This is a genomic window from Amycolatopsis pretoriensis (assembly GCF_900107925.1).
Classification (GTDB): domain Bacteria; phylum Actinomycetota; class Actinomycetes; order Mycobacteriales; family Pseudonocardiaceae; genus Amycolatopsis; species Amycolatopsis pretoriensis.
The window spans coordinates 566,597-588,977 of sequence record NZ_FNUJ01000003.1 but is presented as its reverse complement, the minus strand read 5'-3'; the positions used below and the strand labels follow the sequence as shown (position 1 = coordinate 588,977).

21 protein-coding genes are annotated in these 22,381 nt (G+C 70.8%); 15 read left to right on the top strand and 6 right to left on the bottom strand.

All coding sequences use genetic code 11. The features are described 5' to 3' along the window. Positions 1–27: 27 nt before the first annotated feature. The 5 genes from ahcY to BLV96_RS15240 all read left to right on the top strand — a co-directional run bounded on the left by ahcY (position 28) and on the right by BLV96_RS15240 (position 3,199). Positions 28–1,500, top strand: coding sequence for an adenosylhomocysteinase (ahcY, locus tag BLV96_RS15260; protein WP_086677685.1), 1,473 nt, complete (start codon positions 28–30; stop codon positions 1,498–1,500). Positions 1,501–1,610: 110 nt separating this feature from the next. Beyond that, entirely contained in the window at positions 1,611–1,898 is a 288-nt protein-coding gene (locus BLV96_RS15255) for a FitA-like ribbon-helix-helix domain-containing protein (RefSeq protein ID WP_086677687.1), read from the top strand. After that, a complete protein-coding gene (locus tag BLV96_RS15250; RefSeq protein ID WP_086677689.1) occupies positions 1,892–2,341 on the top strand; it encodes a PIN domain-containing protein in 450 nt (149 codons plus the stop codon). The genes BLV96_RS15255 and BLV96_RS15250 overlap by 7 nt, the downstream gene beginning before the upstream one ends. Further along, on the top strand, positions 2,338–2,679 hold the full coding sequence (locus tag BLV96_RS15245; RefSeq protein ID WP_086677690.1) for a VOC family protein: 342 nt from the start codon (positions 2,338–2,340) through the stop codon (positions 2,677–2,679). The genes BLV96_RS15250 and BLV96_RS15245 overlap by 4 nt, the downstream gene beginning before the upstream one ends. Before the next feature lie 133 nt (positions 2,680–2,812). Further along, positions 2,813–3,199, top strand: coding sequence for a YjdF family protein (locus BLV96_RS15240; protein ID WP_086677692.1), 387 nt, complete (start codon positions 2,813–2,815; stop codon positions 3,197–3,199). Between the two features lie 25 nt (positions 3,200–3,224). On the opposite strand, the gene BLV96_RS15235 is transcribed toward BLV96_RS15240, so the two are convergent. Beyond that, positions 3,225–4,223, bottom strand: a complete 999-nt coding sequence (locus BLV96_RS15235; protein WP_003085563.1) for a hypothetical protein — start codon at positions 4,221–4,223, stop codon at positions 3,225–3,227. Between the two features lie 247 nt (positions 4,224–4,470). Here BLV96_RS15235 and BLV96_RS15230 point away from each other — a divergent pair, with 247 nt between their 5' ends. The 3 genes from BLV96_RS15230 (at position 4,471) to BLV96_RS15220 (ending at position 6,531) form a co-directional block, all read left to right on the top strand. After that, positions 4,471–5,046, top strand: a complete 576-nt coding sequence (locus BLV96_RS15230) for a papain-like cysteine protease family protein (protein ID WP_086677694.1) — start codon at positions 4,471–4,473, stop codon at positions 5,044–5,046. Further along, complete coding sequence (locus BLV96_RS15225; RefSeq protein WP_086677696.1) at positions 5,043–5,804, top strand: hypothetical protein; 762 nt, start codon at positions 5,043–5,045, stop codon at positions 5,802–5,804. The genes BLV96_RS15230 and BLV96_RS15225 overlap by 4 nt, the downstream gene beginning before the upstream one ends. Before the next feature lie 73 nt (positions 5,805–5,877). Beyond that, positions 5,878–6,531, top strand: a complete 654-nt coding sequence (locus BLV96_RS15220; protein ID WP_091389195.1) for a dTMP kinase — start codon at positions 5,878–5,880, stop codon at positions 6,529–6,531. Between the two features lie 28 nt (positions 6,532–6,559). On the opposite strand, the gene BLV96_RS15215 is transcribed toward BLV96_RS15220, so the two are convergent. Together BLV96_RS15215 and BLV96_RS15210 are read right to left on the bottom strand one after the other, a co-directional pair. Beyond that, on the bottom strand, positions 6,560–8,614 hold the full coding sequence (locus BLV96_RS15215) for an FAD-dependent oxidoreductase (protein WP_086677697.1): 2,055 nt from the start codon (positions 8,612–8,614) through the stop codon (positions 6,560–6,562). An 87-nt stretch (positions 8,615–8,701) separates the two neighbouring features. Further along, complete coding sequence (locus tag BLV96_RS15210; protein WP_086677699.1) at positions 8,702–9,151, bottom strand: hypothetical protein; 450 nt, start codon at positions 9,149–9,151, stop codon at positions 8,702–8,704. A gap of 64 nt (positions 9,152–9,215) precedes the next feature. Here BLV96_RS15210 and BLV96_RS15205 point away from each other — a divergent pair, with 64 nt between their 5' ends. Next, a complete protein-coding gene (locus BLV96_RS15205; protein WP_086677701.1) occupies positions 9,216–10,184 on the top strand; it encodes a helix-turn-helix transcriptional regulator in 969 nt (322 codons plus the stop codon). Here the strand turns inward: BLV96_RS15205 and BLV96_RS15200 are convergent. The 3 genes from BLV96_RS15200 to BLV96_RS15190 are packed head-to-tail and all read right to left on the bottom strand — an operon-like array spanning position 10,181 to position 12,189. Continuing rightward, entirely contained in the window at positions 10,181–10,492 is a 312-nt protein-coding gene (locus tag BLV96_RS15200) for an ArsR/SmtB family transcription factor (RefSeq protein ID WP_086677702.1), read from the bottom strand. The two genes, BLV96_RS15205 and BLV96_RS15200, sit on opposite strands and share 4 nt — an antisense overlap. Then, a complete protein-coding gene (locus tag BLV96_RS15195) occupies positions 10,489–11,331 on the bottom strand; it encodes a hypothetical protein (RefSeq protein ID WP_091389192.1) in 843 nt (280 codons plus the stop codon). The genes BLV96_RS15200 and BLV96_RS15195 overlap by 4 nt, the downstream gene beginning before the upstream one ends. A 33-nt stretch (positions 11,332–11,364) precedes the next feature. Next, positions 11,365–12,189: an IclR family transcriptional regulator gene (locus tag BLV96_RS15190; protein WP_086677707.1), complete on the bottom strand. Its 825-nt coding sequence runs from the start codon at positions 12,187–12,189 to the stop codon at positions 11,365–11,367. Positions 12,190–12,649: 460 nt separating this feature from the next. On the opposite strand from BLV96_RS15190, the gene mtrA reads away from it, so the two are divergent. From mtrA to secA, 6 genes are all read left to right on the top strand, one after another. Beyond that, positions 12,650–13,327, top strand: coding sequence for an MtrAB system response regulator MtrA (mtrA, locus tag BLV96_RS15185; RefSeq protein WP_005150760.1), 678 nt, complete (start codon positions 12,650–12,652; stop codon positions 13,325–13,327). Between the two features lie 7 nt (positions 13,328–13,334). Continuing rightward, a complete protein-coding gene (gene mtrB, locus BLV96_RS15180; protein ID WP_091389189.1) occupies positions 13,335–15,059 on the top strand; it encodes an MtrAB system histidine kinase MtrB in 1,725 nt (574 codons plus the stop codon). Then, complete coding sequence (locus BLV96_RS15175) at positions 15,056–16,768, top strand: LpqB family beta-propeller domain-containing protein (RefSeq protein ID WP_086674918.1); 1,713 nt, start codon at positions 15,056–15,058, stop codon at positions 16,766–16,768. Before mtrB ends, BLV96_RS15175 begins: the two co-directional genes overlap by 4 nt. 43 nt (positions 16,769–16,811) lie before the next feature. Next, entirely contained in the window at positions 16,812–17,453 is a 642-nt protein-coding gene (locus BLV96_RS15170) for a ComF family protein (protein WP_208608250.1), read from the top strand. A gap of 1,151 nt (positions 17,454–18,604) precedes the next feature. Further along, positions 18,605–19,285, top strand: coding sequence for a ribosome hibernation-promoting factor, HPF/YfiA family (hpf, locus tag BLV96_RS15165; protein WP_086674916.1), 681 nt, complete (start codon positions 18,605–18,607; stop codon positions 19,283–19,285). A gap of 205 nt (positions 19,286–19,490) precedes the next feature. Continuing rightward, on the top strand, positions 19,491–22,376 hold the full coding sequence (gene secA / locus BLV96_RS15160; RefSeq protein WP_086674915.1) for a preprotein translocase subunit SecA: 2,886 nt from the start codon (positions 19,491–19,493) through the stop codon (positions 22,374–22,376). Positions 22,377–22,381: the final 5 nt, after the last annotated feature.

Genomic DNA, 22,381 nt, shown 5'->3' with positions numbered 1-22,381 from the left:
TCATCGAGTCTTGGAGGAATCGCCACTATGACCCCCGAAAGCGTTGCCAAGCGGCACCAGACCCGCAACGGCATCGAGTTCGCCGTCGCCGACCTCGAGGCCGCCGAGTTCGGCCGCAAGGAGATCCGCCTCGCCGAGCACGAGATGCCCGGACTGATGGCGCTGCGGCGCGAATACGCGGAGGTCTACCCGCTGCGCGGCGCGCGCGTCTCCGGCTCGCTGCACATGACCGTGCAGACGGCGGTCCTCATCGAGACGCTGGTCGCGCTGGGTGCCGAGGTGCGCTGGGCGTCCTGCAACATCTTCTCGACCCAGGACCACGCGGCGGCCGCGATCGTCGTCGGCCCGCACGGCACGGCCGAGGAGCCCAAGGGCGTCCCGGTCTTCGCGTGGAAGGGCGAGTCGCTCGAGGAGTACTGGTGGTGCACCGAGCGGATGCTCACCTGGGACGGCGAGGGCCCGAACATGATCCTCGACGACGGCGGCGACGCCACCATGCTGGTGCACAAGGGCACCGAGTTCGAGAAGTCGGGCGTCGTCCCGACCCCGGACGAGAACACCTCGGACGAGTTCAAGGTGTTCCTCGAGCTGCTGCGCGGCTCGGTGGCGGCCGACAAGGACAAGTGGACGAAGATCGGCGCGGGCATCCGCGGCGTCACCGAGGAGACGACGACCGGCGTCCTGCGGCTCTACCAGCTCGCGGCGGCCGGTGAGCTGCTGTTCCCGGCGATCAACGTCAACGACGCGGTGACGAAGTCGAAGTTCGACAACCGCTACGGCATCCGCCACTCCCTGATCGACGGCATCAACCGCGGCACCGACGTCCTGATCGGCGGCAAGGTCGCGGTGGTCTGCGGCTACGGCGACGTCGGCAAGGGCGCGGCGGAGTCGCTGCGCGGCCAGGGCGCGCGCGTGGTCGTGACGGAGATCGACCCGATCTGCGCGCTGCAGGCGGCGATGGACGGTTACCAGGTCCGCACGCTGGAGAACGCGCTGCCGGAGGCCGACATCGTCATCACGACGACCGGCAACAAGGACGTCGTGCTGGTCGAGCACATGGCGAAGATGAAGCACCAGGCGATCCTGGGCAACATCGGCCACTTCGACAACGAGCTCGACATGGCAGGGCTCGCTCGTTACCCGGGCATCCGCCGCATCAACATCAAGCCCCAGGTCGACGAGTGGATCTTCCCGAACGGCAACACGATCATCGTGCTGTCGGAGGGCCGCCTGCTCAACCTGGGCAACGCGACCGGGCACCCGTCGTTCGTGATGTCGAACAGCTTCTCCAACCAGGTGATCGCGCAGATCGAGCTGTTCACCAAGCACGAGGAGTACGACAAGGAAGTCTTCCGGCTGCCCAAGAAGCTGGACGAGAAGGTCGCGAAGATCCACTTGGACGCGCTGGGTGGTGAGCTGACGAAGCTGACCAAGGAGCAGGCGGAGTACATCGACGTGGACGTCGAAGGCCCGTTCAAGCCGGAGCACTACCGGTACTGAGGTTTTAGCGTTTTCGCTGGTCAGGGCCGCCCCGAAAGTGTTCGGGGCGGCCCTTTGTTCTGCGCTCTGAACAGTGATAGCACGAATGGGTGACGTGTTATCATTGATGGGTGAAGCAGTTGATCACGAGGATCGACGACGAGCTGCACGCCCGGCTGAAGGCGCGAGCCGAAGCCGAAGGGCGCAGCATGAACGACCTGGTCACGGAAGCGTTGAGGGGCGTTGTGGCGAAGACTGAAACCCGAGCGGAATGGAAGCGGCGACTGATTGCCGAAGGCAAGGTCGTGCACGTGGAGCCGCCGGCTCACGTGCCGACTTTGGACGAACTCGAAGACCTGTCCCGGGGCTGGGGCACGGCTGTGAGCGAAGCGCTCGACTGGACCCGAGGGGAGTGGTGACCGTGCTGTACGTCGACACCAGCGCGCTGGTCACGGCTTACCTGGCGGACGAGCCGGAGCACGGCAGGTTCCGCGAGCTTCTCCTTGAAGGGGACTCCCCGGTCGTGAGCAGCGACTTCACCCGCATCGAGTTCGCCGGCGCCGTGACAGCCGCCAAGCGGACCGGCCGGATTCCCGATCCCGCGGCGATGCTCGCGCACTTCGATTACCTCTCCTCCCCGGATGGAGAGCTGGTGCTCATCCCGTTCGACCCGAGCCGGGTCATTCCCGCCGCGCGCCGGCTGGTCACCGAGAACTACCCGGTGCGCACCCTGGACGCGATCCACATCGCCGTCGCGATGCACTCCACCGCCGAACTCACCGGCGGCGAGCCGGTCACCTTCGTCACCCGTGACGAGCGTCAGGCAGATGCCGCCAAGGCCAACGGATTCGAGGTGCTGTGAGCGTCGAACTCTTCGCCGGGATCGCCGTCCGGGACTTCGCCGGGGCCCTCGCCTGGTACGAACGCCTCTTCGGCTCCCCGCCCACGTTCGTCGTGCACGAGACCGAAGTCCTCTGGCAAGTCACCGACCACGGCTCCGTCTACGTCGTCCTCCGGCCCGAGCGGGCCGGCCTCGCCCTGCACACCCTCTTCGTCGACGACCTCGACGAACGCGTCGCCAAGATCTCCGCGCGCGGCATCGAACCCGCCGAGCGCGAAACCTACGACAACGGTGTGCGCAAGATCATCTACCGCGACCCCGAGGGAAACGAACTCGGCATCGGCGGCGGACCCGCGTAACCTCGACCTCGTTCTTGGCTTCACGAACCTCACGGCCCGGTAGGTAGTCCGGGCGGCCCCCTCGACGGGGCTCGTTGTCCCGGCAAGGGAAACCGGTGGCGCCAGGCTGATCCGTCACGCCTGGAGGTTCCCGATGCACGGGGTGTTCACGCTGTACCACGACGGCCGGTTCTGGGTCGGCGTCTACGAAATCCACGAAGACGGCCTGGTCCGGGCCGCCCGGCACATCTTCGGCGCCGAGCCGAACAACGCCGAGCTCGCCGCCTTCGCCGCCGGGCGCGACTTCGTGCGGCTCGCCGACGAAGCACGCGAAGCCCCGCCGGTGAAGGTGACCGGACGGCCCAAACGGACCTACGACGGCGAGGGCATCGGCACCGCCGCCCAGCGCGCGCTCAAGCACGCCGTCACTGAGCGGGCGATCGAAAACAAGGCCGCCCGCAAACGTCGGCTGGCCGCCGAAGCGACCCGCCGCCGCGCCCTCGCGCGAGCCAAGGCGAAAAGCAAGCACCGCGGCCACTGAGCGGAGCTTTCACGTGAAAGCTCCGCTAGTTCCACTCGACGGCGACGCCGGCCAGTCCCGGTCCGGCGTCGCTGAAGAACGCGCTGCTCACGCCGCCCATGTCGCACGCCAGCTCCTCCGCCACCACCGGCAGGGCGTCGTCGCGCGCGCGGACCTGGCGCGTGCACCGCGCCGGCAGAGCGTTGCGGTCGAAGCGCAGCTGGACCAGGTAACTCGCGCAGCGGTCGCGCAGCATCCGGTAGTACCCCGGCGACGCCGACCCGGAGTCGTCGCGGACCTCGAAGCAGAACACGTGGATGTCGCCCTCGGCGAGCTTGCGGTCGAACAGCAGCTCGGTCGCCATCGTGTCCGCGTCCGGGTTGCGGCGCATCCGCCCCACCCGGCAGCCCTCGTCCGTGATCAGCTCGACGTCGTCGATCCGGCAGCCCGGATCGCCGTTGTACACCGTCAGATAACGGTCCGGACCGTGGCGACGCGCGCGCGTCACCAGCCGCGTGCGCAGGCTGACCTGGCGGTGCTCCGCGTCGAACGTGATCGTGTCGTGGACCGACAGCAGCTCGAGGTCGGCGTTGTAGTGGTTCGACGACGGGTACGCGCCGAGCTCGGCCAGCAGGTCCTCGACGATCGACCCCATGTCACCGGAACGCAGGTCGTGGAACGACGCCGCCGGCTGGTGGCCGCGGCGGACCAGTCGCGGCCCGATCAGCACCACGAGGGCGTCCGCGGGCAGCTGGAGGACCGATTCCAGGGCCCGGACCGCCGGCAGCGCCTTCGGCACCTCGGGCTGGCGCAGCCCGCGTTGCCAGTAACTCAGCGTAGACTGTCCGATTTGGACCCCGCGCAGCGCGAGGTGCGCCCGCAGCCGCGCGAGCGAAAGGCCGCGGTAGGCGATCGCCAGTCTGAGGGCGTGGTGGAACTCGCCGGTGCGGAGTGCCTCGGTCAGCTCTTTCGGCAGCTCGGCGACCGATGCCCGGGTCGTGCGGGCGCCATCGATGATCAGTGGGAGGTTCCCGTCTTGTGCCACCGCTCGTCCCTTCACCCGACCAGTGTGTGCGCTGGGCGTGAACACCGCGGAACGTTCACGTTAGCAGCGTAGAGTGCCCTCGCCGACCCCCGTTCAGGGTGGTTGGCCTCGTTATGGTGACTGTTCCGCGTTCCGGCTGTCCCCCGGAACGGTCCGTTGCGCCGGATGGCGTTCTTGCTCCTTGTGACCGCGTTGTTCACCGTTGTGACCACCGCTGGTTCGCCCACGTTCGAGCAGGAGGCCGTCCGTGCTGGTGAAGTCGAGTCGGGTCCACGCCGTACTGGCGGTGAGCCTGATGTTGTGCCTGGTCGCCCCGGTCACCGCCGGAGCCGCGCCCGGAGTGCCGTCGACCTACCGGACCCAGATCACCATCCAGGCCCAACAGCGGACCCAGTGGTGCTGGGCCGCCGCCGGCGCCGCCATCGCGGCCGCCCACGGCGTCGCCGTCGACCAGACGCGGTTCTGTCAGCTTGCTCACGGTGGAGCCGGCCGAGACTGCGCGAACCTGCCCGGCACCCTCGCCGGCCCGCAGCGCGCCTTCGCCGAACTCGGGTTCTCTTCACCCGGCCGCTACCTCGACCGCCGCATCTCCTACGCCGACGTCCGGACGCAGACCGCGGCGGACCGCCCGGTTGAGACCCGCGTCGGCTACCGCTCAGGCGGTGGTCACGCGCACGTCCTCTACGGCTACGACACCCGCGGGAACTGGGTGTTCTGGGGTGACCCGGGGCCGGCCAAGCGCTACAACTGGTCGACCTACGGCTACTACACCCACAATTCGTCGTTCACCTGGACGCACACGCTCACCGGGATCGCCCGATGAGCAGGCGAGTGCTGGCGCTCGCCGTGCTGACCGGCGCGGCGCTGCTGATGACGGCTCCGGTGTCAGGCGCGGCCCAGGCCGCCGGCATCAGCAGCGCCGACGCCGTGGCCGCGCACACCGCGGCCGCCGCGCCCGGTCTCCAGGACACGTTGGTGCGCTTCTTCGCGCAGGCTCCGGACGCGCGGGGCCCGGTCACGGTCGAGGTCACGCCCGACGCGTACCCCGTCTACGAGCTTTCGCCGGACTTCGTCGCGGGCAAGCCGGGCGCGGCGCCGGGTGACTTCGCCTACTTCGCCGTTCCCGTCCGCGCCTCCGACGGCCGGACCGCGACGCTCTGGTCGGTCCGCGGCGACGACGGCGCCTGGCAGGTCGGCAACATCGCCTCGGGCGACGTCGAGGGCGGCTACGCCCGCACGTTGCCCGCGGGCGCGCAGCTGCTGCACGAGCCGCAGGTCGACGCTTGGTACGTCGTAAGGGACGGCCGGCTCACGTCGCTGTCGGAGCGAACGATCGTTAACGTCGCCGATTATCAGCGCACGGTCGCGGCGCGGTACGCCGACAAGCTCCCGGGCTCGGACTACGCCCGCGAAGGCGAGGCCGGCGGCTACGACGCGACGTCGCAGGTGATGCCCCGCGGCGACGGCGGCCCGGCGCCGTCCGCGCACGACACCGGCTGGGTGCCGCTGCTGATCCTCGTCGGCGTCCTGGCCGTCAGCGGTCTCGGCTACGTGCTGCACCTGCGGCGGATCTCCGCCTGAAGACGAACCGGCGGGCTCGGCGTCGATCCCCTTCCACCGAGCCCGCCGGTCCACCAACCGGCACCCGGTTACTGTGACGTCCGTGGGTCGACTGGTGGTCATCGAAGGGCTCGACGGCGCGGGCAAGCGCACGCTCGCCGACGGGCTGACGGCGCAGCTGCGCGCGAAGGGCGTGAGCGTCGCGTCGCTGGCGTTCCCGCGCTACGGCAAGAGCGTGCACGCGGACCTCGTCAAAGAGGCGCTGCACCGCGGGCACGGCGACCTCGCCGACTCGGTGTACGGCATGGCCGTGCTCTACGCGCTCGACCGCAGCGGCGCGGCCGACGACATCCGCGCACTGCGGGACGCGCACGACGTCGTCCTGCTCGACCGCTATGTCGCGTCCAACGCGGCGTACGCGGCCGCGCGGCTGCGGCAGGACGCGGCCGGCGAAGTCGTGAAGTGGGTGTGGGAGCTCGAGGTCGACCGCTTCGGCCTGCCGCGCCCGGACGCGCACCTGCTGCTGCGGGTCGCGCCCGCGGTGGCGGCCGAGCGCGCCGAGCGCCGCGCGGAAGCCGAGACCGACCGCGAGCGCGACGCCTTCGAGACCGACGACGGCCTGCAGCGGCGCTGCGCGGCGGTGTACGACGAGCTGGCGGCGTCGGGCTGGCTGGCGCCGTGGCACGTCCTGGACGGCGTCGCGGGTGTCGACCTGGAAGCGCTCGCGACGACGTTGCTGGGGCAGTAGCCGGAGAGCGCGATCACGTCGTAGTGCGTCAGGCGACCCTCCCGGGCACGCGCGTGCCGAAGTGCTCGACTTCCACCGTCGTTCCGGGACTGCTGTGCTCCACCGGCAGCCAGGCGAACGCGAGAGTCCGGCCCACGGTGTGGCCGTAGCCCGCGCTGGTGACGTACCCCGCAGGTCTGCCGCCGACGTAGACCGGCGCCTTACCTTGTAAGGCCGAATCGGCCGTCAGCCGGGTCAGCCGCCGGCTGACGGTCGCCGCGGACCGGCCCGCCAGTGCGTCGCGGCCCAGGAAATACCCCTTGTCCATCCGGACGGCGGCCCCGAGCCCGGCCTCGTAGGGGTCGTGCTCGGTGGTGAAGTCGACGCCGGCGACCGGAGTGCCGGCCTCCAGCCGCAGACTGGTTAACGCTTGATAACCCGCGACCGCGATGTCCCGCTCGCGCAGCGTGTCCCACAGGCGCCGCCCCCGGTCGGCCGTCGTGTGCAGCTCCCAGCCCGGCAGTCCCACCGTGGACAGTCGCAATGCGACGACCGGAACATCGCCGAGATACGTCTCTTCGGCCGAAAAGTCCGTTGTGGACAGTTCGGGCAGGGTCTCCGCGCAGTCAGGTCCCCACAAGCCGACGCAGCACGTGCCGGGCGTGGTCTCGTGGAGCTGCACCGAGCCGTCGCCGGGCAGGTGCCGCCGCAGCCAGGCGAAGTCGAGGCGCCCGCCCTCGCCGACGTGGAACCGCTCGGGGCCCAGCCGGGCCACGGTCAGCCGGCCCCGGATCCCGCCGTCTTCGCCGAGCAGCAGAGCAGCCGAAACCCGGCCCGGTTCCGCCGGATCGCCGGTCGTCATGGCCCGCAGGAACGGCAAGGCACCGGGACCGGTGACGGCCAGCCGCGACACCGGCGTCAGGTCGAACATCGCGACGCGCTCCCGAGCCGCGCGCGCCTCCGCGCCGGCGTCGGACCGGTACCGCTCCGGTCGCGCCCAGCCGTCCGCGGAAGCGAAGTGCGCACCCAGCGCGACTTGCCGTTCGTGGAAGGGGCTCGCTCGGATCGGTTCCGCGGTGAACCGGGCCGACGGTGCGAACCGGGCGAGGTCGCAGCCGTGCAGGGCCAGCGACGGCTGCCCGTCGACGAGCCAGCGCGCCAGTTCGCGCGCGACCCCCGCCGAGTGCTCGGGCCGGACCTCCTCCGCCACCCAGAAGCCGTCGAGGTCCGGGTGCTCGCCGAGCAGCGGGCGCCCGTCCGGGGTGCCGGGGAGCACCACCGTCGTCGTGGTTTCGAAACGGGCGTCGCGGAGTGCGGGGAGCAGCTCGGCTGCCGCGGTCACGCCGACGCCGAGCCGGTCGACGTGCTCGCGGACGTACATCCCGGAGTCGAGGTGGCGCAGCACGGGCTTGCCGGCCTGCACGTGTTCGTCGTTGTCCCCGGCGAGTTCCGGCAGCGGTCCGGTGGTCGCGTACTCGTGGGTCCGCGGCACCCGCGGGACGGTCAGGCCGGCGAACAGTCCCGCGCCGCACGACACGACGACGTCGGCGCGGTACCGCCCGGCCGCGGTGACGACGCCGGTCACGCGCCCGCCCGACCGGTCGACCGCCACGACGTCCTCGGCGGCGAACCGCGCGCCCCGGGCCTTCGCTCGCCGGGCCTGCGCTTCGGCCGCGCGCCGCGCGTGCAGCAGGCCGTCGCCGGGGACGTGCAACCCGCCCAGCACCCGGGTTCCGTCAAGAAGCGGGTGCAGGTCGGCGCACTCGCGGGGCGTGCGCGAGTAGGCGCGCACGCCCCACGACGTCGCCCAGCCGCGGCGCTGCTTCAGCTCTTCGAGCCGCTCCGGCGTGGTCGCCACTTCGAGGCTGCCCACCGGGTTGAAGCACCACTGGCCGTCGAGGCCGGCGTACTTCTCGACGGTGTACTTCGCGAACTCCGTCAGCGTGCGGTCGGCGTCGGTCCGGAACACCAGCCCCGGGTGGTCGTCCGCCTCGCCGCCGCCCAGCACGGTGACGTCGGTCCAGCCGCGCTCGGTCAGCTCGTCGGCGAGCGCGCAGCCGAGCAGGCCGGCGCCGACGACGACCACCCGGGGCCGTCCTGCCATGCGTTCCCTCCGGGCGACGAAGTTGCGTCTTCGGCAACAAAGTGCGTTATGCGCGACGCGGTGTCAAGCGCCCGAAAAGGTGCCCGCTCAGGCGCGGGCGAACTCCATGACCCAGTTGGCTTCCCACGTCTTGCCGCCGTCGGCGGAGAACTCCTGCTCCCACCGCGGCGTGGCCGTCTCGATGCCGGTCCAGGCGTAGTGCACCTTGACCGGCAGGCCCTCGTGGGTGTCGTCGCCGTAGAAGTCCCCGCGGCCGCCCGCGAAGGTGCCGACGACCGGGGGCTGGAGCACGCCGGACCGGCTGTTGGCCCAGTACAGCGACCACTCCTCGCGCTCGACGTCGAAGAGGCGGAGGGTGCAGCCGCGGCTGCCGAGGGTCGGGAAGGTGATCTCGTCCATGTTGCCGCCGCCCTCGAAGAGCGACCAGCAGGTCGAAGTGCCGGGGAAGACGTCCCAGTCGTCGCTGCCGGCGAGCGGCTTGGCGAGCCGCCGGTTGGTCACGGTCCAGGAGCCGATGAAGAAGTCGAAGTCGTTCATGCCGGTGATCCTGGGGCGCCACCACTGACACCTTTTGTCAGTGGTCGCTGGCAGACTCCCCGGGGTGCGCGCGAGCCGGCTGGTGTCCCTGCTTCTGCTGCTGCAGAACCGCGGCCGGATGAGCGCGGCGAAGCTGGCCGCCGAGCTCGGCGTGACCGCGCGGACGGTGTACCGGGACGTCGAAGCGCTCGCGGCGGCGGGCGTGCCGATCTACGCCGAAACCGGCCCGGACGGCGGGTACCAGCTGATGGACGGCTACCGGACCCGGCTGACCGGGCTGACCGCGGGGGAGGCCGGCTCGCTGTTCCTGACCGGCCTGCCGCAGCCGGCCGCGGAACTGGGCCTCGGCGCGCAGGTGGCCGCGGCGGAGCTGAAGCTGATGGCGGCGCTGCCGACGCCGTACCGGGACGCGTCGGTGCGCATCCGGCAGCGTTTCCACCTCGACGCGCCCGGCTGGTACCGCGAGGCCGACCCGGTGCCGCAGCTGCTCGCGGCGGCGGAAGCGCTGTGGCAGGACCAGGTCGTCGAGATCTCCTACCGCCGCTGGTCGCCGACGCCGGGCGTGGTGACGCGGCGGCTGCACCCGCTCGGCCTGGTCCTCAAGGCGGGTGTCTGGTACCTCGTCGCCGGGCCGAAGGTGCGCACTTACCGCGTCGGGAACATCGAAGAACTGCGGCCGCTCGACGAGCACTTCACCCGGCCGGCCGGGTTCGACCTGGCGGAGTTCTGGCGCGCCAACGTCGAAAGCTACGAGGAGGCCGAAGCGGGCGAGACGGCCGAAGTGCGGCTGTCCCCGGCGGGAATCGAGGCCTTGCCGGACATCCTGGGCCCGCGAGCCACTCGGCTGGTGAAGCGCACGCTCGAACCGCCGGACGCCGAAGGCTGGCAGCGCGCTCGCGTGCCACTGGAAAGCGTTCCCCACGCCGCCGCGGGATTACTGCGCCTCGGCGCGGACGCGCAGGTGCTGGCACCGGCGGAACTGGTGACACACATGGGAAAGACGATCCGCGCGATGGCGCGGCTGTACCCCTAGGCGTGCGGTTCCGCCTGGCACCGGCGCACTTCGCCGACGAGTTCGTCGAGAGCGTCGAGGGCGCCGGCCGGGACGTCGAGGCGGTAGACGCGTTGCGCACCCGCGCGGCTGACCGCCAGCAGGTGCGCGTCCAGCAGGATCCGCAGGTGGCGTGACACCGTGGACTGCGGCAGCTCGAGTGCCGTCTGGATTTCGCCGACCGTCGCGGAGCCGCCGCGTTCGAGGAACACGCCGATGATCCGCACCCGCGTCTCCTCGCCGATCGCCCGCATGACCGGCAACGCGGTGGTGAGCGCGTCGTGGATCATCCGGCCACCGCCGAGGGAAGCAGCGCTTCGAGCTCGTTCACCGGAAGATCGTGCCGTCGTCCCAGCTCGATCCAGTCGTGCAGCATGCGGACAGTCTGCGCGCTGTGTCCGCCGAAGTGGTTTCGCAGGTGCTGCCGGACATCGAAGGGTGCCAGGCGCGGCAACACGGTCAGCGCGGCACGGACAGCGGCCGGGCGCACCGCCTTCGGCCGGCGGACTCCGAACTCCGCCGCGACCGCGTTTCGGGCCTGGGTCGCGGCGAGAGCCAGCGGCCGCGCGGCCCGGCGAGCCGCCGTGAGGTCGAAGTCCGCAGCCTGGAGTCCGGCCACCACCGGCATCATGCCCGCGGCGGAGACCAGCGGTGCGGCCGAAGACGCGCGGCGAGTCCATTGTGGACGGGCGAAGAGGGAACGCAGCGAAGGGGGACCGGTGGTCGTGAACCGGAACCGTCCCGGCTGCCACCACCAGTCCTCCGCCGCGAAGAACTCCGGGACCACCAGCCCCCACGGTCGTTCGCCCGCAAGTTCACGCAGCCGCGCCACTTCCGACGGCACCTGCGTGACCGCGGCGACTGTGGCGGACGCGCCGAGCAGCCGGGCCACCTCGGGCGCGGCGGGTGATGCCGTGCTGATCACCACGTCCCAGTCCCGGGCCGGAGCGTCGATCGCCGTCAGGCCCACACGACGTTCGGCGCTCCGAGTCCCACGCAGCCGGTTGGTCGTGACGAGCAGCGAATCGGCCGCGGGCTCGCGCACCGCGAGCGTCAGTTCGTGGACCGGCGCCATCGACGTCACCAGTACCCGGGCCACCGGGCCGCGCCCGATCACGAGTACACGCATGTCGACAACATATCCGGATATCCGGATGTAGTGCTAGTCCCGGAAGTAGCCGAGCTGCGCGGAGAGGTCGTCCGCCGCGTCGGTCATCGGCCGCACGATCTGCTTCACCCGCTGCTTCGAAAGCCGGTACGACGGGCCGGAAGCGCTCATCGCCGCGACGACGTCGCCGCCCGGGCCGTGGATCGGCACGGCGACCGCGTGCATGCCGAGCTCCAGTTCCTCGTAGCAGGCGGCGAAACCGTCTTCGAGCACCCGGTCCAGCTCGGTCATCAGCTCGTCCGGCTCGACCGTCGTGCGCGGCGTGTACTGCTCGAGCTTCCGTTTGAGCACCCGCTTGCGCTCGGTTTCGGCCATGTACGCCAACAGGATCTTGCCGCTGGACGTCGCGTGCAGCGGCGTGCGCTGGCCGGTCCAGTTCTGCGTCGTGATCGCCGCGGAGCCGCGGGCCTGGCTGATGTTGATCGCGACGCCGTCGTCGGCGATGGCGATGTTCACCGTCTCGCCCAGTTCCTCGGCGAGCGACTGGCAGCTCGCGCGGCCCAGCTTGGCCAGGTCCATCCGGCCGGTCGCGGCGCCGGCCAGGCGCACGATGCCGAACCCGATCGCGTACTTCCCGCGTTCGCCGAGCTGCTCGACCAGGCCTCTCGCCTCCAGGACGCTGAGCAGCCGCGACGCCGTCGACTTGTGGACGCCCAGCTCGCCCGCGATCTCGGTGATGCCGGTTTCGCCGTTGCGGGCGAGCAGCTCCAGCACGCTGATCGCCCGATCGACCGACTGCACCTGGCTTTGAGTTGCGTTGCCACCAGCCGAGGCATGCTTTCCCGCCGAGGTTGCGTCAGCAGAGTCCTGGTTCCGCATAGCGCAACAGTATCCGTTTCGCGCCGTTCCTATCGGCTGAGTGGGCGAATCTCTTGACGCGGGCGAGGTTGGCGCCGGATTGTTGCGCAGGAAGCGTCCAGGCGCGTCATGCGCAACTTTCACGAACCGTCCCGGCATCCCGCCAGTCTTTTCCGGAGGCCTCGATGATCCGAGCGTGCACCGTCGCCGACCTGCCCGTGGGAACGCCGGCCGGCTCGAAGGCCGTTTCGCCGAGTGCCCGCCACGCCGCCCGGTTCGACCTGCGCACGTCCATGTGGACGTGCCCGTCCCGGCGGTTCCCTGACCTCCTCCCGCAGGTCCGTGAAGGCCGCGCGCCGGCCTTCACGGACCGTCCAGGGGCACCCGGATGGAGCAGGCACCCGTGCCGATCTTGATCTTTCTGGTGGTCAAACACGCGGGTCGTGCGTGCGGGCGCCGGAACTAGTGCGAATATGTGGTCATGAAGGCACGTGTTCTCGTGGTCGACGACGACCCCGCACTCGCGGAGATGCTCACCATCGTGCTCCGTGGGGAGGGGTTCGACACGGCCGTGGTCGCCGACGGTTCCCGCGCGCTGCCCGCGCTGCGCGAGCTGAAGCCCGACCTCGTCCTGCTCGACCTGATGCTGCCCGGGATGAACGGGATCGACGTCTGCAAGGCGATCCGCGCCGAGTCCGGGGTGCCGATCGTCATGCTGACCGCCAAGAGCGACACCGTCGACATCGTGCTCGGCCTGGAGTCCGGCGCCGACGACTACGTCGTGAAGCCGTTCAAGCCGAAGGAGCTGGTCGCCCGGGTCCGCGCCCGGATGCGCCGCACCGAAGCCGAGCCCGCGGAGTCGCTCACCATCGGCGACCTGGCGATCGACGTGCCGGGTCACGAGGTCACGCGCGAGGGCAAGGCCATCCCGCTGACCCCGCTGGAGTTCGACCTGCTGGTGGCGCTGGCCCGCAAGCCGCGCCAGGTGTTCACCCGCGAGGTGCTGCTCGAGCAGGTGTGGGGCTACCGGCACGCGGCCGACACCCGGCTGGTGAACGTGCACGTCCAGCGCCTGCGTTCGAAGGTGGAGAAGGACCCCGAGCACCCCGAGGTGGTGTTGACCGTTCGCGGTGTCGGGTACAAGGCCGGCCCGCCGTGATGAGTCGATGACTCTCGCTTCCGGCAGACGGATCCCCGCGTTCGCGCGTTCGACGGCACGCCTGGTGCGGCGTGTCGTCGTTTTCGCGCGCCGCCGGGCGGTCGCGTTCAACGAGCTGTGGAAGCACTCGCTGCAGTTCCGCGTCACCGTCTCGACGCTCGCGCTGTCCTCGGCCGTCGTGTTCGTGCTGGGCATGGTGCTGCAGAACCAGATCACCGAGCGCCTGCTGGACACCAAGCGCGACGCCGCGATCGCGCAGACCCGCGCGGCCGCGGACACCGCCGCGGGCGAGCTGGTCGGCCTCGGCGGCGAGACGCCGGAAGCGCTGAGCAACCGGCTGCAGAACGCCCTGAAGAAGATCGCGATCACCCCGACCAGCCAGGACGCCGCGGGTTCGGCGGCCGGCACGTTCGTCCCGGTGCTCGCCAGCGGCGGCCGCGACCAGTCCGGCGAGGAGCCCGCGTCCGCCGGGCCGTTCGACAGCGTTCCGCCGCGGCTGCGCCAGTTCGTCGAAGCCAACGAAATGAGCTGGCTCGAGCACACGGTCACCGACCCCGACGGCGGCCGCACGACGTACCTGATCGTCGGCACGCCGCTCAACACCGTCGCCAGCCCGCTGCAGCTCTACCTGCTGTTCCCGCTGACAACCGAGCAGAACACCGTCGCGACCGTGCAGAACACGCTGCTCGTCGGCGGGCTCGTGCTGCTGCTCCTGCTGGCCGGCATCACGAACCTGGTAACGCGGCAGGTGGTCCGCCCGGTCCGGCAGGCCGCCGCGGCGGCCGAGCAGTTCGCCGGCGGCGACCTCGACCAGCGCCTCACCGTGCTCGGCGAGGACGACCTGGCGAAGCTCGCGGTGTCCTACAACGGGATGGCCGCGAGCATCCAGAACCAGATCCGCCAGCTCGAGGACTTCGGCGGCCTGCAGCGCCGGTTCACCTCCGACGTCTCGCACGAGCTGCGCACGCCGCTGACCACCGTCCGGATGGCCGCGGACGTGCTGCACGCGTCGCGCGAGCAGTTCCCGGCCGGGCTCGCGCGCTCGACCGAGCTGCTGGTCGACGAGCTCGACCGGTTCGAGTCGCTGCTCGGCGACCTGCTGGAGATCAGCCGGCTCGACGCCGGCGTCGAGGAGCTCTCCGCGGAGTTCATCGACGTCCGCCCGATCGCCACCCGCGCGGTCGAGCAGGTCCGGGTGATCGCCGGCAACGCGGGCAGCTCCGTGGAGCTCGTGCTGCCCGACGAGGAGGTCATCGCCGAGGTCGACGCCCGGCGCGTCGAGCGGATCCTGCGCAACCTGCTCGGCAACGCCGTCGACCACAGCGAGGGCCGGCCGGTGGTGCTCACCGTCGGGGCCAGCGAGACGGCGGTCGCGGTGACCGTGCGCGACCACGGCGTCGGCCTGCGACCCGGCGAAGCCGACCTGGTGTTCAACCGGTTCTGGCGCGCCGACCCGTCGCGCAACCGGCGCACCGGCGGCACCGGGCTCGGCCTGGCGATCAGCCAGGAGGACGCGCGGCTGCACGGCGGCGAGCTCGACGCGTGGGGCGAGCTGGGCCAGGGCGCCTGCTTCCGGCTCGTGCTGCCGCGCCGCCAGGAGGTGCCGGCCGGCGACCCGCCGCTCGTGCTCCCGCCGCCCGACCGCATCGCCGCCGAGGTGCCGCTCGGGCTGATCGAGATCACGCCGGCGCCGGAGGCGATCTTCGCGGAACGTGAGGAAATCGGGCAGTGAAGCGCATTTTGCTTGCGGTGTTGTGCCTGGTCCTCGTGGCGGGTTGTGCCAACGTCCCGCTGGAATCGCAGCCCGTCGTCGTCTCGGGTGAACGCCAGGGCCAGGGCTCGGGGGACGTCGTCCCCGACCCGGAGAAGGACATCGACCCGCTGACGCTGGTCCGCGGCTTCATCGGGGCGACCCTCAAGCCGGGCCAGAACAACGCGGCCGCTCGCGCTTACCTGGACGACCAGAGCCGCGCCGCGTGGCGCCCGAACCGCAGCCTGACGATCATCCAGAACACCTTCGGCACGGTCTACGACCCGGCCCCGCAGCCCGACCCGAACACGCTGGTCGTCAACGTGCGCGGGTTCGACATCGGCACGCTCGACCAGAGCAGCGCGTTCGTCCCGGACTACAACGCGGCGGCGCTGCGGATCAAGGTGCGCAAGCAGGCGAACGGCCAGTGGCGGATCACCGACCCGCCCCCCGACCTCTACGCGACCGAGTCCGACTTCAGCGAGAACTACACCGCGGTGCCGGTGAACTTCTACTCGGAGCAGTCGGCCACCTTCGTCCCCGACCGGCGCTACGTCGTCGCGAAGCCGCAGTCCGGGCTGCCGAGCCGCGTGGTCAACCTGCTGGTCAGCGGGCCGTCGACGAGCCTGGCCGGGTCGGTGAAGAACCTGCTCGCCGAGCCGGTCGAGGTCGACACGAACGTCAAGAGCCTCGACGACGGCACGCTGGTGGTGGCGCTGACCGGGCTGTCCGGGGCCGCCGACGACATCCGGAACCTGATCGCCGCGCAGATCGTCCTCACACTGCAGTACGTGACGTCGGCGCGGATCCGGATCCTGGCCGACGGCGCCCCGCTGGTCGCGAACCACCCGGACTGGCGGGCGAACGAGCTGCCCGCGTACGACGCGACGCTGTCGCCGCGCCGGGAGCTGCCGGGCCTGATGACGGTCGGCGGCCGGGTCCGGTCCCTGGACGACGGCGCGCCGGTCGGCGGCCCGGCGGGCAACGGCGGCTACGACGTCGTGAGCGCGGCCCAGTCGATCGACGGCAAGCGCCTGGCGGTGGTGGAGCGCGAGGGCGGCGGCAAGGTCGGCCTGCGGATCGGCGACCTCGGGCACGACCTGGCGTCGGTCGGGCTGAGCGGGACGACGCTGAGCCGCCCGACGTGGCGGCCGGGCACCGGCGAGGTGTGGACGGTGGTCGACCAGGCGTCGATCGGCCGGATGGTGGTCAACCAGAACAACCAGTGGACGGCGCTGTCGGTCAACGCGACGGACCTGATCCAGCAGGGCGGCATCACCGAGCTGCGGTTTTCCCGCGACGGCGCCCGCGTGGCGGCGGTGGTGAACAGCCAGCTGTGGGTCGCGTCGGTGACCGGCAGCGGCGATTCGGTGGCGCTGCGCGAGCCGAGGCTGTTGCAGCCCAACGACCTCAAGGAGGTCGTCGACGTGGACTGGCTGGCCCAGGACACCCTGGTGGCGGCGACGAAGTCGACGTCCCAGCCGGTGGTCCGCGTGACGGTGGACGGCCAGCGCATGGACGCGTTCAACAGCTCCAACCTGACGCCCCAGGTCCACGGCGTGACGGCCGCGCCGGGCCGCCCGATCGTGGTGGCGGACGCGAGCGGCCTGTGGACGGCGTCGGTGCTGGGCGAGGTGTGGCGGCCGCAGAACCACTCGATGAAGGACGCGGATCCCTTCTACCCGGGTTAGGTTTTCCGAAACTGTCGGTGGTGGCGGGGACACTGTCCGTGTGGTGTTGCTCGATCTGCTGATCCCCGCCCGGTGCGCCGGCTGCGGGGCCCGTGGGCTGCCGTGCTGCGACCGGTGCGCCGCGGTGTGGGGTGCCGTGTCCGAGGTGGTGCGCGTGCCGGTGGCGGGGTTGGTGCGGGTGTTCGCGCTGTCCCGGTACCGCGGGCTGGGGCGCCGGTTGCTGATCGCGTTCAAGGAACGCGGGCGGCGGGATCTGGCCGCCCCGCTGGGGTTGGCGTTGGCGCGGGCGTTGGTGGTGTTGCCGGTTCCGGGGTCGGCGGTGTGCTTGGTGCCGGCGCCGAGCCGCCGGTCGGCCGCGCGGGTGCGGGGTGGTCCGCACGTCGAGCTGCTGGCTTTGGCGGCCGCGCGGGTGCTGGCGGGGTGGGGGTTCGAGGTCGCGGTGGCTCCGGCTTTGGAGCTGGCGGGTGGAGCGCGCGACGCGGTGGGGTTGGATCGCGCGGCCCGGGTGGCGAACCTGGCGGGGCGATTGCGGTTCCGCGAGGCGGGGCGGCCGCCGCCGGGGATGCCGGTGGTGGTCCTGGACGACGTGATCACAACGGGAGCCACGGCCGCGGCTTGCGTGCGGGCCTTGGCGGGGGAGGGGATCGAGGTGGCGGCGGTTTTGACGTTGCTCGCGGCCGGTTGATTTCCGGACGCGCGGCGGCGGGCCGACCTTGGCTTCGGCCGGCGTTGCCGACCCGCAGCTGCTGCCAACCGACCGCAGCTTGCTGCCAGCCGATGTAGCCGCGGGATTCCCGCCGCACCCGGTGCCGGCCTACTGCAGCGGCTGCCAGCCGATGTAGCCGCGGGATTCCCGCCGCACCCCGTGCCGGCCCACCGCAGCGACCGCCAACCCATGCAGCCGCCGCAGCCGCTGCCAACCCACCCAGTCGCTGTCGACCGACCGCGGCCGCTGCTAACCCACCCAGTCGCTGTCGACCGACCGCGGCCGCTGCTAACCCACCCAGTCGCTGTCGACCGACCGCGGCCGCTGCTAACCCACCCGGTCGCTGCCGGCCCATCGCAGCCGCCGCCGACCCGCTGCGGCCGCTGCCGACCCACCGCGGCCGCAGGAATCCGCCGCGCCCGAAGCCCACCGGCTCGATGGGGTGGATTTCGCGCAATCGCGACCAAACCTGACCCGTCCAGGCGCACAAAACCGACCGCGGCGCCACCGCAGCCCTCACCACCGCATACTCGCGTCCAGCCGGCCGACACCCGTCCCCTCACCCTCACTTCACCCGCCCCCGGGTGAACCCGAACGTCACCTACACGAGTGACATCCGCCGGGAACGCGTCCGGCGCCCCGGCCGTTGTCCCGGCATGAGGGTGTCGATCAAGACCACCTGGCCGCCGCGCCACTCCACCGGAGTGGCGGCTGCCGGAAACCTGGCCGTCACCCTCGGCGTCCACCAGCGGCCGGCCTTGCGCCGTCCGTGTGAAGTCACGCTCCGAAGCGGGCGTCCGACCAGCGGGTGTTGTCCGGTGTTCACCCTCCGCTCACTGCGCGGGGTGACGGAGTCTCATTCCTCGACATCCCCCGGCTCGGGGGCTGTTGCTCCGGGCGTGAGGAAGCTAACGTGCTCCGCTATCAGCAATCCCCGCAGGCAGGGAGGTGACGAGCCCATGTCCCTGGCGCCGGAGGTGCGCTGAGTCCGCGCTCGGGTTCCCGGCACGAGACGTCGTGATCCGACCCCGAGTTCCTTCTCAGCCCGCGATCCGGGCTTCCGTCCCCGCTACACCGGCGCCGTGTGTGAACTCAACAGCTCGCAGTCATCTCAGCGAGGGAGGTCGTGTATGGACATCGTCGTTAAGGGCCGCAACGTAGAGGTGCCCGAGCACTATCGGGCACTCGTCAGCGAAAAGCTGGCCCGCCTCGAGCGCTATGACAGGAAAGTCATCCGGTACGACGTGGAGCTGTTCCACGAACCCAACCGACGCCAGGCCAAGAGCTGCCAGCGCGTCGAAATCACCGGAAAGGGACGTGGCCCGGCCGTACGCGCTGAAGCGTGTGCCGCCGACTTCTACGCAGCGCTCGATTCCGCAGTCACCAAGCTGGAAAACCGGCTGCGGAGGACACACGACCGGCGGCGCGTGCACTACGGCCGCAGCCGCCCGGAATCGGTCGCCGAAGCGACCTCGGCACTGCCGGGTGGCGCAGCCCCGGCCGCGGCCGCACCCGTCGCGGGAACCGCCGTGCTCGAAGCACCGGAACCGCAGGCGAACGGCTTCGCGAGCGCCGATGAGATCCACCTGCCCCAGCAGCAGAGCTGGGCCGACGACGACCTGGGTCACCAGCCCGGTCGCGTCGTTCGCGAAAAGCAGCACACCGCGGAACCGATGACGGTGGACCAGGCTCTCTACGAGATGGAGCTGGTCGGCCACGACTTCTACCTCTTCAACGACTCCGAAGCGGGCCGGCCCAGCGTGGTCTACCGGCGGAAAGGCTTCGACTACGGCGTGATCCGGCTCGGCTGAGCCGGTCCTAGGAGGTCCTGCCGGATGGCCCGCACGCGGCTCGCGTGCGGGCCATCCGCATGTCAGGACGTACGGCGTGTGCACACGACCCCCGCCGTTCCCTACGATGGGGTGGGATGGTGGCGCCGACCGCGGCGGCCACCGCGGGAAAACCTGCCCGGGACCGGCCTGGGCGCACTCATGATCAGCTAGTGAGGTCGACCGGATGGTGCTGAACCGCCTGCTCCGCGCGGGTGAGGGCAAGATGGTGAAGCGGCTGCGCAACATCGCCGATCACATCAACACCCTCGAAGACGACGTCAAGGACCTGACCGACGCCGAGCTGCGGGCCAAGACCGAGGAGTTCCGCAAGCGGAACGGCGACGGCGAATCCCTGGACGAACTGCTGCCGGAGGCCTTCGCGGTCGTCCGGGAGGCGGCCAAGCGGGTGCTCGGCCAGCGCCACTTCGACGTCCAGTTGATGGGCGGCGCGGCGCTGCACCTCGGGCAGGTCGCCGAGATGAAGACCGGTGAGGGCAAGACGCTCACGTGCGTCCTCCCGGCCTACCTCAACGCCATCCCCGGCAAGGGCGTCCACGTCGTCACGACGAACGACTACCTCGCCAAGCGCGACTCGGAGTGGATGGGCCGCATCCACCGCTTCCTCGGGCTCGAGGTCGGCGTCATCCTGTCGGAGCAGCAGCCGGACGTGCGGCGCTCCCAGTACAACGCCGACATCACCTACGGCACGAACAACGAGTTCGGCTTCGACTACCTGCGCGACAACATGGCGTGGAGCCTCGACGACTGCGTGCAGCGCGGGCACAACTTCGCCGTCGTCGACGAGGTGGACTCGATCCTCATCGACGAGGCCCGGACGCCGCTGATCATCTCGGGCCCGGCGGACCAGTCGTCGCGCTGGTACGTCGAGTTCGCCCGGCTCGCGCCGCTGATGAACGGCATCGACACCACCACGATGGGGTCGCGCGAGCGCACCGAGAAGACGAACCTGATCAACTCGAAGTACCACTACGAGGTCGACGTCCGGAAGCGCACCGTCGCCGTCACCGAGAAGGGCGTGCGGTTCGTCGAGGACCAGCTCGGCATCGAGAACCTCTACGAGGCCGCGAACACGCCGCTGGTCGGCTACCTGAACAACGCGCTGAAGGTCCAGGAGCTCTTCCACAAGGACAAGGACTACATCGTCCGCAACGGCGAAGTCATGATCGTCGACGAGTTCACCGGCCGCATCCTGGTCGGCCGCCGCTACAACGAGGGCATGCACCAGGCGATCGAGGCCAAGGAAAAGGTCGAGATCAAGGCCGAGAACCAGACCCTCGCCACGATCACGCTGCAGAACTACTTCCGCCTCTACGAGAAGCTGTCCGGCATGACCGGTACGGCCGAGACCGAGGCCGCGGAGTTCCACCAGACCTACAAGCTGGGTGTGGTGCCGATCCCGACGAACCGGCCGATGATCCGCGTCGACCAGGCGGACCTGATCTACAAGACCGAAGAGGCGAAGTACGAGGCGGTCGCCGAGGACATCGCCGAACGGCACGAGAAGGGCCAGCCGGTCCTGGTCGGCACGACGAGCGTCGAGAAGTCCGAGCGGCTGTCGAAGCTGCTGGTGAAGCTGAGCGTCCCGCACGAGGTGCTGAACGCGAAGCACCACGACCGCGAGGCGCTGATCGTCGCGCGCGCGGGCCAGAAGGGCGCCGTCACGGTCGCCACGAACATGGCCGGCCGCGGTACCGACATCGTGCTCGGCGGCAACCCCGACCTGATCGCCGACCAGGTGCTGCGCGAGCGCGGCCTGGACCCGGTCGAGCACTCCGAGGAGTACGAGGCCGCCTGGCCCGAGGTCCTCGAGCAGGTCAAGGCGGAGTCGAAGGCCGAGGGCGAAGAGGTCCGCGAGGCGGGCGGCCTGTACGTGCTGGGCACCGAGCGGCACGAGTCGCGCCGCATCGACAACCAGCTGCGCGGCCGGTCCGGCCGACAGGGCGACCCGGGCGAGTCCCGCTTCTACCTCTCGCTCGGCGACGAGCTCATGCGCCGCTTCAACGCGACCATGGTCGAGCGGGTCATGACGACCATGCGGCTGCCCGACGACGTGCCGATCGAGCACAAGATGGTCTCCAAGGCCATCAAGAGCGCGCAGACCCAGGTCGAGCAGATCAACATGGAGCAGCGCAAGGACGTCCTCAAGTACGACGAGGTCATGAACGAGCAGCGCAAGGTGATCTACGCCGAGCGCCACCGCGTCCTCGCCGGCGAGAACCTGCGCGACCAGATCGAGGGCATGCTCGTGGACGTCGTCAACGCCTATGTGGACGGTGCGACCTCCAACGGGTACGCCGAGGACTGGGACCACGAGAAGCTCTGGACGGCGCTGAAGCAGCTCTACCCGGTCAGCATCGACTGGGACGACCTGATGGAAGACGGCGACCTCGACGCCCAGGGCCTGCGTGACGCCCTGGTGCAGGACGCCCGCGACGCCTACGACAAGCGCGAAGCCGAGATCAACGCGCTCGTCGGCCCGGAGGGCATGCGGACCCTGGAGCACCAGGTGATGCTGACGGTCCTCGACCGCAAGTGGCGCGAGCACCTCTACGAGATGGACTACCTCAAGCAGGGCATCGGCATGCGGGCGCTCGCGCAGCGCGACCCGCTGATCGAGTACCAGCGCGAGGGCTTCGACATGTTCCGCGCGATGCTCGACTCGCTGAAGGAGGAGGCCGTCGGCTTCCTGTTCAACCTGCAGGTCGAGCGGGCCGAGGCGCCGCCGGCGGAGGCCGCGGCCGCGGTGCCGACGGGCGTCGGCGCGGGCAACGGCCAGGCGCCCTCGGAAGGCCGTCACGCGCGGCCGGCGCCGCCGCAGCCGCCGACGACCGACACCGAGTCCGTCCCGGCCGCGCTGCGCGGCAAGGGTCTCGGCGGCGGCGGTGGCCAGCAGGGCGTGACGCTGTCCGGTCCGGGCGAGGACGGCGAAGTCGAGTCCCACGCCGAGGGCGGGGCGCAGGCCGCGGGCGGTGGCGGGGGTACCCGCCGGGACCGTCGCGCCGCTCAGCGTGACGCCCAGAAGAAGGGCAAGAAGGGCCCGCGTCGCTGACGTTG

Excerpts from the sequence above, each read along its gene's own strand:
- BLV96_RS15195 (WP_091389192.1), bottom strand. The coding sequence starts at position 11,331 with ATGCGTGTACTCGTGATCGGGCGCGGCCCGGTGGCCCGGGTACTGGTG.
- BLV96_RS15225 (WP_086677696.1), top strand. The coding sequence starts at position 5,043 with ATGAGCAGGCGAGTGCTGGCGCTCGCCGTGCTGACCGGCGCGGCGCTG.
- BLV96_RS15190 (WP_086677707.1), bottom strand. The coding sequence starts at position 12,189 with ATGCGGAACCAGGACTCTGCTGACGCAACCTCGGCGGGAAAGCATGCC.
- mtrA (WP_005150760.1), top strand. The coding sequence starts at position 12,650 with ATGAAGGCACGTGTTCTCGTGGTCGACGACGACCCCGCACTCGCGGAG.
- BLV96_RS15240 (WP_086677692.1), top strand. The coding sequence starts at position 2,813 with ATGCACGGGGTGTTCACGCTGTACCACGACGGCCGGTTCTGGGTCGGC.
- BLV96_RS15215 (WP_086677697.1), bottom strand. The coding sequence starts at position 8,614 with ATGGCAGGACGGCCCCGGGTGGTCGTCGTCGGCGCCGGCCTGCTCGGC.
- BLV96_RS15210 (WP_086677699.1), bottom strand. The coding sequence starts at position 9,151 with ATGAACGACTTCGACTTCTTCATCGGCTCCTGGACCGTGACCAACCGG.
- ahcY (WP_086677685.1), top strand. The coding sequence starts at position 28 with ATGACCCCCGAAAGCGTTGCCAAGCGGCACCAGACCCGCAACGGCATC.
- hpf (WP_086674916.1), top strand. The coding sequence starts at position 18,605 with ATGGACATCGTCGTTAAGGGCCGCAACGTAGAGGTGCCCGAGCACTAT.
- secA (WP_086674915.1), top strand. The coding sequence starts at position 19,491 with ATGGTGCTGAACCGCCTGCTCCGCGCGGGTGAGGGCAAGATGGTGAAG.
- mtrB (WP_091389189.1), top strand. The coding sequence starts at position 13,335 with ATGACTCTCGCTTCCGGCAGACGGATCCCCGCGTTCGCGCGTTCGACG.
- BLV96_RS15200 (WP_086677702.1), bottom strand. The coding sequence starts at position 10,492 with ATGATCCACGACGCGCTCACCACCGCGTTGCCGGTCATGCGGGCGATC.